Here is a 7,431-nt window from a genome sequence, read left to right as displayed (position 1 = left end):
GACCGCATCGATGAGCGCGCCGAGTTCCTCCAGGTGGACCGCGGCCGCTGTCAGCGGCTGACCCTGGTCGGTGGCGACACCCGGGTCAACGCCCGGGTTAGGGCCGGCCGGGAGTGCCCGACCGGGTGGTCCTTTGATGGTTTTCATACGCCAACGGTACGGCGAACCACCGACATTCCTCCGGCCCGAAACCAACCCTGACCGGCCCTTGTGCATAACTTCCGGCCCGCCCGACCTGTGGAGGACAGGCGCAGGCACGGCGCCACTCGCGCCGCGGCCCGGCGCACCCCTTGCGCAACACCAACACGCGATATATCGTGTTCAGATGAGACGCGATATATCGCGTGCAGATGTTTTGTAAGAATGAAGGAGCAGAAGTGGAAAAGTGGTTAGTCACCCCCGGGCAGACCAAGGTCATCGACGTCGAACTGGTGCGGAATCTCAAGGTCGGCATGATCGCCGGCAAGGTTGACGTGATCGGACACGACGAGCAGGGCGCCCGCGTCGAGGTGCACAGCGTGACCGGCAAGGACCTCAAGATCTCGATGGACGGCGACACCCTCGAGATCGACCACCCGCAGTTGCGCTGGGACAACTTCATCGACGTGTTCGCGTCGTTCCGCGGCACGGCCAGGGCGGACGTCAGCATCATGGTGCCGCGCGACGTGGCCTTGAAATTCGGTGTCATCTCGGCCAGCGCACTCGTCTCCGGGCTCCGCAACGGCGCCCGGCTGAGCACCGTCTCCGGCGACATCGTCGTGGATGATGTGGTCGGCGACCTGGAACTCAACGGCGTGAACGGCGAGATGTCGGTTCAGGGTCATGCGGGCAACATCACGGCGCACACGGTCTCGGGCGAGATCACCGCGAGCGGGAGCATCCGCCGCTTCTCCCTTGACGGGGTCAGCAGCGACGTCTTCCTCGACATCGAAGGCACGCCGGACGAGATCAACACCAACACCGTCAGCGGCAACCTCACCGTGCGCCTCGGCGCCGACGTGGCCACCCGCTACCGCCTCAACACGGTGTCGGGCACCCTGCAACTCGACGACCAGACCATCAAGGGCACGCTCGGCAAGGGATACGAGGCCAGCAGCGGCGCGCTCGACGGCGCCTGGCTGGAGCTCCGGGCGAACTCCGTCTCCGGCAATATCTCGGTCGTGCGCCGTGCCAATGGGAGCCAGTCTCCCGCCGGCGAGGGGTCGACGGATGCCTCCGGGCAGGCCCGGGCATGACCCCCGTCTTCGCGCACGGCAGCCTCCGCCTGTACCTGCTCAGCCTTTTGGCCGAGCAGCCGCGACACGGCTATGAGCTGATCCAGGCGCTCAGCGAGCGGTTCGGCGGCACCTACAGCCCGAGCGCCGGCACGATCTACCCGCGGCTGTCCAAGCTCGAGGAGGATGGGCTCGTCACCAAGTCGACCGACGGACGGAAGACGGTCTACGTGATCACGGATGCCGGCCGCACCGAGCTCGCCGCTCGCGCCGGTGAGCTCGACGCGATCGAGAGCGACGTGACGGATTCGGTCCGACGCCTTGCGGACGAGGTGCGGATGGGCGTCAACGCGGCGATGAAGAGCCTGCGGGCCGACCTCGCCTCGGCCGCCCGGCAGGCCAGGGACGAGTCGGCCGGCCAGGCCGGGCACGGCGCCACCTCGAACCAGCACACCGAGTCGAACCTGGCGCTGCACGAGGCCGACATGGTGCTGAATGAGTTCCGTCAGAAGTTGCGCGCGGACCTGCGCACTCAGGCCTCCCGCGGGCGCGTGCCGGCGGAAGCCGTTCCGGAACTCCGCCGGCGCCTCGCCGAGGTGCGCGCCGACATCCTCGCCTCGCTCACCCGGTAAGCCCCGTGAGGGGTCGCATATCGACCTTCGTTGCCCGCTGAAGGTCGATTTGCGACCCCTCAGGGGGGAAGGTCAGAGGGGGTGAGGTCAGGGGGGCCTCAGGGGGTTACGTCGGGGGCCACGCCGGGCGTCGGGTGGTAGATCATCGTTCGCTCGCCGGAGCGGTCCACCTCGTGCAGAGACATGAGTTCACCGCAGATCGGGCAGACGGACCGCGCCTTCTCGGCCCGCACCTCGGCATCCGGCACGTCGGTGTACGGCCCGAGCGGCGGCGGCCCGATCCAGGGCAGCAGGGTCCGGTTGAGCCAGGCGGTCAGGCTTCCACGCTCTCGTGCAGGTTTGCTTAGTGCCATAACCGTTAGTCTACTAACCAATGGGACGGTGAACGCCGCCCGCGATTGGAGACGTCGATGGCCACGGATGAGTCGAACCTGCTCCGCCTCGAAAACCAGGTCTGTTTCGCCCTCGCGATCGCCTCCCGCAGCGTGATCTCGGTGTACCGGCCGATCCTCGAGCCCTATGGCCTGACGCATCCGCAGTACCTGGCGCTGCTGGCGCTCTGGGAGCGGAGCCCCCGGTCGGTGAAAGACCTCGGCGCCGAGCTTCGTCTCGATCCGGCAACGCTTTCACCACTTCTCAAGCGGCTGGAGGCGGCCGGCCTGGTCACCCGAAACCGCAGCGTGGTCGACGAACGCCTGCTCGAGGTCGCGCTGACCGAGGCCGGTGCGGACCTCCGCAGTGAGGCCGAGACGATCCCCCCGCGCGTGATCGACAGGCTCGGGATGACCATGGACGAACTCGAGGCCCTGCGGGTCTCCCTGTGGCGAGTGATCGACGCCGCCGGGACTCCGTAACGGATCGCGTGCGACTCCCCGCTGTGGCGCGCCGGTCCTGCAGCATTTGACAGGGGGGTGCAACAGAGTAGTGTCGTCCCTCGTGGCACCAGAGGGAACCCCCAAAATACCGGAAACGCGTTCACCGAAACGGTGGATCATCGGCGATCCGCTGCCGAGCGAGCACCTCGAGGGCCAACTGCTCCCCAAGCACCTCGCCCTGCCGATCTTTGCGAGCGACCCGCTGTCGAGCGTCGCGTACGCCCCGCAGGAACTTTTGATGATCCTCACCCTCGGCGGGCTCGCCTTCCTGAGCTTCGCGCCGTGGGTCGCCGGCGTCGTCGTGCTGCTCCTGATCACCGTCGTCGCGTCCTACCGGCAGCTGATCAAGGCCTACCCCTCCGGCGGCGGTGACTACGAGGTCGCGCACAAGAACCTCGGCGAGAAGGCCGGCCTCGTCGTCGCATCCGCCCTGCTCGTCGACTACGTGATGACGGTCGTCGTCTCGGTCGCCAGCGGCGTGGACAACATCATCTCCGCGATCCCCGAACTCAATCCGTTCCGGGTCGAGATGGCCGTCGTGTTCGTGATCCTGCTCGCCGCGGTCAACCTGCGCGGGGTGCGGGAGTCGAGCAAGGCCTTCGCCCTCCCGACCTACCTCTTCATCGCCAGCGTCGTCGTCATGGTCGTCGTCGGCCTCACCAGGACGATGCTCGGCGATGCCCCGGTGGCCGAATCGGCCGGATTCGACGTAGAGGGCGAGAACCTGGCCCAGACCGCGTTCATCCTGTTGCTGCTGCGCTCCTTCGCCAGCGGATGCAGCGCGCTCACCGGCGTCGAGGCAATCGCCAACGGGGTGCCGGCATTCAAGCACCCGAAGGTCAAGAACGCGCAGTCGACGCTCGCCCTGATGGGCGGCATCGCCATCGTGCTGTTCATCGGGCTCACCACCCTCGCGCTGATTGCGCAGGTGCATTACGCGGAGAACCCCTGCGACCTGATCGGCTGGGACGAGTGCGCGACGAATCCGCAGCGCAGCCTGATCGCCCAGATCGCCGCCGCCACCTTCGGCAACAACTCGATCATGTTCTTCGTGTTGCAGGCCACAACCGCGGCCATCCTGCTGCTGGCGGCCAACACCGCCTTCAACGGTTTCCCGCTGCTCGGATCGGTGCTGGCGAAGGACTCGTACGCGCCGAAGTCGCTGAGCACCCGCGGCGACCGCCTGATCTACTCCAACGGCGTGCTGATCCTGGCCCTGGCGGCCATCATCATCATCATCGTCTACCGGGCGAACCTGACGCTGCTGATCCAGCTCTACATCATCGGCGTCTTCGTCTCCTTCACCCTGGGCCAGACCGGCATGGTCAAGCACTGGATCGCCCTGCTCCGCAAGAATCCGCCGAACCGCGGAGAGATCATCCGGAGCATGTCGATCAACGCGTTCGGCGCGCTGCTCACCGGGGTCGTGCTCATTGTCGTGACCGTGACGAAGTTCACGCACGGCGCCTGGCTCGTGTTCCTGCTGATGCCGGTGCTCTTCGTGCTCATGCTCGGCGTCAACCGCTACTACCGGGATGTCGCCAAGGAGATCGAAGTCGACCCGGTGACCACCTTCGGATCCAAGGGCGACCACGCGATCGTGCTCGTGGGCAAGATGCAGAAGCCCGTGCTCAAGGCCCTCGACTACGCCATCGCCGCGCGGCACGAGAGTCTCGAGGCCGTGCACATCTCGATCGACGACCAGGAGACCAAACAGCTCAAGCGAGACTGGGTGAAGCAGAACATCCAGGTGCCGCTGCGCATCGTCTCCTCGCCGTATCGCGACATCAGCTGGCCGCTGATCAGCTACATCAAGGATCGCCGCGAGGAGCACGGCTCCGAGGTCGTCACGGTGTACACGCCGATTTACATCGTCGGGCACTGGTGGGAGAACCTGCTGCACAACCACAAGGCCAGGCGCCTGCGCCAGAAACTCATGCTCGTGCACGGCGTGACCATCGCACTCGTGCCGTGGCTGCTGGACTCCTCTGAACTCATCTACGGGCGCCGATCCCGGCCGATCCCCGGCCAGGACCGTCGCGGCGAGCCGGTGCGTCCGCGCCCGGTGCCGCGCAAGCCGCTGACACCGGCCGCGGTGGAAGCGGCGAATCGGGCTGCCGCGACGGCGAAGCCCCCGGTCGTCGGCTCGACCCCGCCGCAGTCCCGGCCGTCGGCGTCGCGCCGTCGGAAGCGCAAGTAAACCAGATGCCGCTCGCGCTGGCAGCTTTCCTCGGCGGCGTGCTCGGCACCGGCCTGCGCCTGGCCACCGACCTCGTTTTCCCGCATGCGGATGCCGGCTTCCCGGCCGGCACGCTCGGCGTCAACGTGCTCGGGGCGCTCATGCTCGGCTGGCTGGTCGGCGGGCTGTGGACGCGCCCGGGCATTCCCCGCTGGTTGAAGGTCGCGCTCGGTCCCGGCCTGCTGGGATCGTTCACGACGTTCTCGGCCGTGACGGTGTCGCTTGTGGAGCAGTCCTCCGCCGGGCTGTGGGGACTCGCGGGCCTCTACCTCCTGGCCACCCTCGCCCTCGGCTTCGGCGCCGCGGCGTTCGGCCTCTGGGCGGGCAGCCGGCTCGCCCACCGGCCGATCCCGGTCGAGATACCCGACGACGGGAGCACGCTGTGAGCGGCTGGGTCGCCCTGAGCGTGCTGGCCTGCGGGGGCGGGGCAGCGGTCATCCGTTACCTCGTGTCCCGGGCGCTGCCGGTGCGGCCCGGTCACATCCCCGGCGGCGTGCTGCTCGTGAACGTGACGGGCGCGATGATCGGCGGCGCGGCGCTCGGGCTCGCCGAGCGGGCGGCCATCTCCGAGGACCTCCGACTGATCATCCTGACCGGGGTGTGCGGCGGCCTCACCACCTTCAGCACCTGGAGCGTCGAAACCCTCGAGCTCGTCGACAACGGACGCTGGCGGGCCGGCCTGGTCAACGTCGGCGTCACCCTGCTGCTCGGCGTCGTCGCCTGCGCCGTCGCCTACCTCCTCGCCCGCTAGGTTTCCCCCCGCACCTCCCCCGCGAAACCGCAGTTGTGCGCGTTATTCGTGCGTTTTAGCGCGCACAACTGCGGTTTCGCGGGGGCTGAGGTCAGAGCAGGGCCATGACCTGGCGGGCGATCACGCGACCCGCCCTGGCCGCACCGATCGTGCTCGCCTGCGGTCCATAGCCGGCGAAGAATATGCGCGGGTCGGTCCAGGATGCCCCGGCGCCCACCGTCACGCCGCCGGCCTTCTCCCGTAGCCGGAGCGGTGCCAGATGGCGGAGCTCGGGGCGGAACCCGGTGGCCCAGACGATGGCGTCTGCCTCGGTGAACCGGCCGTCCGCCCAGCGCACGCCGTGCGGTTCGATCGCCTGGAACATGGGCTCGGCAACGAGCAGGCCGCGCTCGATTCCGGCCGCGATGCGCCGGCTGACCGGGACGCCGGTACCGCTGACGATGCTGGGCAGGGCGCGGCCCGAGCGGGCCGCCTCGTCCTGGGCGGCGACCGCTGCCGAGGCTCCCTCGAGGTCGAGCTCCCCGGTGTGCACCCAGTCGATGGGTCGGCGCGCCGCCCAGGTCAGCTCCGCGGCGACACCCTCCAGCTCGAGCAGGAAACCGATGGCCGAGGTGCCGCCGCCGACCACGACGACCTTCCGGCCGGCGAAATCCTCGGCGGAGGTGAAGGTCGCGGTGTGCACCTGCTGCCCGGCGAAGGACTCCGCCCCGGGGTAGTGCGGCAGGAAAGGAGCCCCCCAGGTTCCGCTGGCATTGACGAGGACATGGGCGCTGATCTCCTGGTCGCCGTATGCCGCGGACCGGGTGGAGACGACGAGGTCCGCCCCCCGGTTGGCCACGGAGGTGACGCTCACCGGCCGCACCACCCGAAGATCGAAGTGCGCCTCGTAGCGGTGGTAGTACTCCGCGACGACCTCGCGCGCGGGCCGCGACCGGTCCGCGGTGTCGAAACTGATCCCGAGCGCGCTCATGCCGGGCAGGTCGTTGACCCGGTGGGCGGTGCCGAGGCGGAGGGCCGGCCAGCGATGCTGCCAGGCTCCGCCGGCATCCGGGCCCCGATCGAGGACGACAAAGTCCGTTCCGGCGACGAGATGGAATTTGCGCAAGTAGTGGGCGACGGACAGTCCGGCCTGCCCCGCGCCGATGATGACGACGGGCACGGTCAACTGGCTCGCCATCACACCTCATTCCAGCATCCGCGCCTGTGAACGGCGTCGGCGAGCGCTTGCGCCCATCATGCTAAACTAGCGCCTAGATTTCACCATTCCGTTCGGCAACTCCCGAGTGACTCATTCCTCACTTGGCCTGGCATCGTTAGGGGGTCACGCATGGGGCGCGGCCGTCAAAAAGCAAAGCACACCAAGGTTGCCCGCGAGCTGAAGTATTTCAGCCCGGACACCAACTACAACGCGCTCGAACGCGAGCTCACGGGGCATCCGGTCACTGATCCGCGCCTCGATGAGGACCTGGCCAAGTGGCCTGAGTACGACGCGCCCAAGCCGGATACCGACGACGAGTACGTGGACACCTACGCGACCGAAGACGAGCAGAAGCGCGCCTAGGGCGTGTCTCCTAATCGAATCGTGATTCGTTTGGGAGGGTGGAGGGATGTCGCGTACTGATCTCCTGACCGATGACCAGTGGGCTCGGATTGAATCGTTGATGCCGAGCTCGGATGGCAGTGCGGGGCGACCGTTCCGGGATCATCGCTCGATCGTGGA

9 protein-coding genes are annotated in these 7,431 nt (G+C 67.9%); 7 read left to right on the top strand and 2 right to left on the bottom strand.

Translation table 11 applies throughout. The features are described from left to right. Window positions 1–377: 377 nt before the first annotated feature. Entirely contained in the window at window positions 378–1,235 is an 858-nt protein-coding gene (locus E3T33_RS01600; RefSeq protein WP_241977148.1) for a DUF4097 family beta strand repeat-containing protein, read from the top strand. Continuing rightward, complete coding sequence (locus E3T33_RS01595; protein WP_092321527.1) at window positions 1,232–1,846, top strand: PadR family transcriptional regulator; 615 nt, start codon at window positions 1,232–1,234, stop codon at window positions 1,844–1,846. Before E3T33_RS01600 ends, E3T33_RS01595 begins: the two co-directional genes overlap by 4 nt. A 98-nt stretch (window positions 1,847–1,944) precedes the next feature. Here the strand turns inward: E3T33_RS01595 and E3T33_RS01590 are convergent, their stop codons facing one another. Beyond that, complete coding sequence (locus E3T33_RS01590) at window positions 1,945–2,199, bottom strand: hypothetical protein (RefSeq protein ID WP_092321526.1); 255 nt, start codon at window positions 2,197–2,199, stop codon at window positions 1,945–1,947. 57 nt (window positions 2,200–2,256) lie between these two features. On the opposite strand from E3T33_RS01590, the gene E3T33_RS01585 reads away from it, so the two are divergent. The 4 genes from E3T33_RS01585 (at window position 2,257) to crcB (ending at window position 5,711) form a co-directional block, all read left to right on the top strand. After that, complete coding sequence (locus E3T33_RS01585; protein ID WP_092321525.1) at window positions 2,257–2,700, top strand: MarR family transcriptional regulator; 444 nt, start codon at window positions 2,257–2,259, stop codon at window positions 2,698–2,700. Between the two features lie 82 nt (window positions 2,701–2,782). Continuing rightward, window positions 2,783–4,921 (top strand): APC family permease, encoded by a 2,139-nt coding sequence (locus E3T33_RS01580; RefSeq protein WP_092321709.1) that lies wholly within the window; start codon window positions 2,783–2,785, stop codon window positions 4,919–4,921. Window positions 4,922–4,926: 5 nt separating this feature from the next. Next, window positions 4,927–5,346: a CrcB family protein gene (locus E3T33_RS01575; RefSeq protein ID WP_092321524.1), complete on the top strand. Its 420-nt coding sequence runs from the start codon at window positions 4,927–4,929 to the stop codon at window positions 5,344–5,346. Beyond that, complete coding sequence (crcB, locus tag E3T33_RS01570; protein WP_166784362.1) at window positions 5,343–5,711, top strand: fluoride efflux transporter CrcB; 369 nt, start codon at window positions 5,343–5,345, stop codon at window positions 5,709–5,711. Before E3T33_RS01575 ends, crcB begins: the two co-directional genes overlap by 4 nt. A gap of 91 nt (window positions 5,712–5,802) precedes the next feature. Here the strand turns inward: crcB and E3T33_RS01565 are convergent, their stop codons facing one another. Further along, window positions 5,803–6,888: an NAD(P)-binding domain-containing protein gene (locus tag E3T33_RS01565; RefSeq protein WP_092321522.1), complete on the bottom strand. Its 1,086-nt coding sequence runs from the start codon at window positions 6,886–6,888 to the stop codon at window positions 5,803–5,805. A gap of 150 nt (window positions 6,889–7,038) precedes the next feature. On the opposite strand from E3T33_RS01565, the gene E3T33_RS01560 reads away from it, so the two are divergent. After that, window positions 7,039–7,272: a DUF3073 domain-containing protein gene (locus E3T33_RS01560; RefSeq protein WP_092321521.1), complete on the top strand. Its 234-nt coding sequence runs from the start codon at window positions 7,039–7,041 to the stop codon at window positions 7,270–7,272. Window positions 7,273–7,431: the final 159 nt, after the last annotated feature.

The organism is Cryobacterium sp. TMT1-2-1, from assembly GCF_004403955.1.
GTDB lineage: Bacteria > Actinomycetota > Actinomycetes > Actinomycetales > Microbacteriaceae > Cryobacterium > Cryobacterium psychrotolerans.
The sequence above is the reverse complement of the archived record's forward strand: the minus strand, read 5'-3'. Positions and strand labels throughout refer to the sequence as shown.

What these genes read in the sequence shown, in the direction of transcription:
- E3T33_RS01565 (WP_092321522.1), bottom strand. Translation starts at nt 6,888, where the DNA reads ATGGCGAGCCAGTTGACCGTGCCCGTCGTCATCATCGGCGCGGGGCAG.
- E3T33_RS01585 (WP_092321525.1), top strand. Translation starts at nt 2,257, where the DNA reads ATGGCCACGGATGAGTCGAACCTGCTCCGCCTCGAAAACCAGGTCTGT.
- E3T33_RS01560 (WP_092321521.1), top strand. Translation starts at nt 7,039, where the DNA reads ATGGGGCGCGGCCGTCAAAAAGCAAAGCACACCAAGGTTGCCCGCGAG.
- E3T33_RS01590 (WP_092321526.1), bottom strand. Translation starts at nt 2,199, where the DNA reads ATGGCACTAAGCAAACCTGCACGAGAGCGTGGAAGCCTGACCGCCTGG.
- E3T33_RS01575 (WP_092321524.1), top strand. Translation starts at nt 4,927, where the DNA reads ATGCCGCTCGCGCTGGCAGCTTTCCTCGGCGGCGTGCTCGGCACCGGC.
- E3T33_RS01595 (WP_092321527.1), top strand. Translation starts at nt 1,232, where the DNA reads ATGACCCCCGTCTTCGCGCACGGCAGCCTCCGCCTGTACCTGCTCAGC.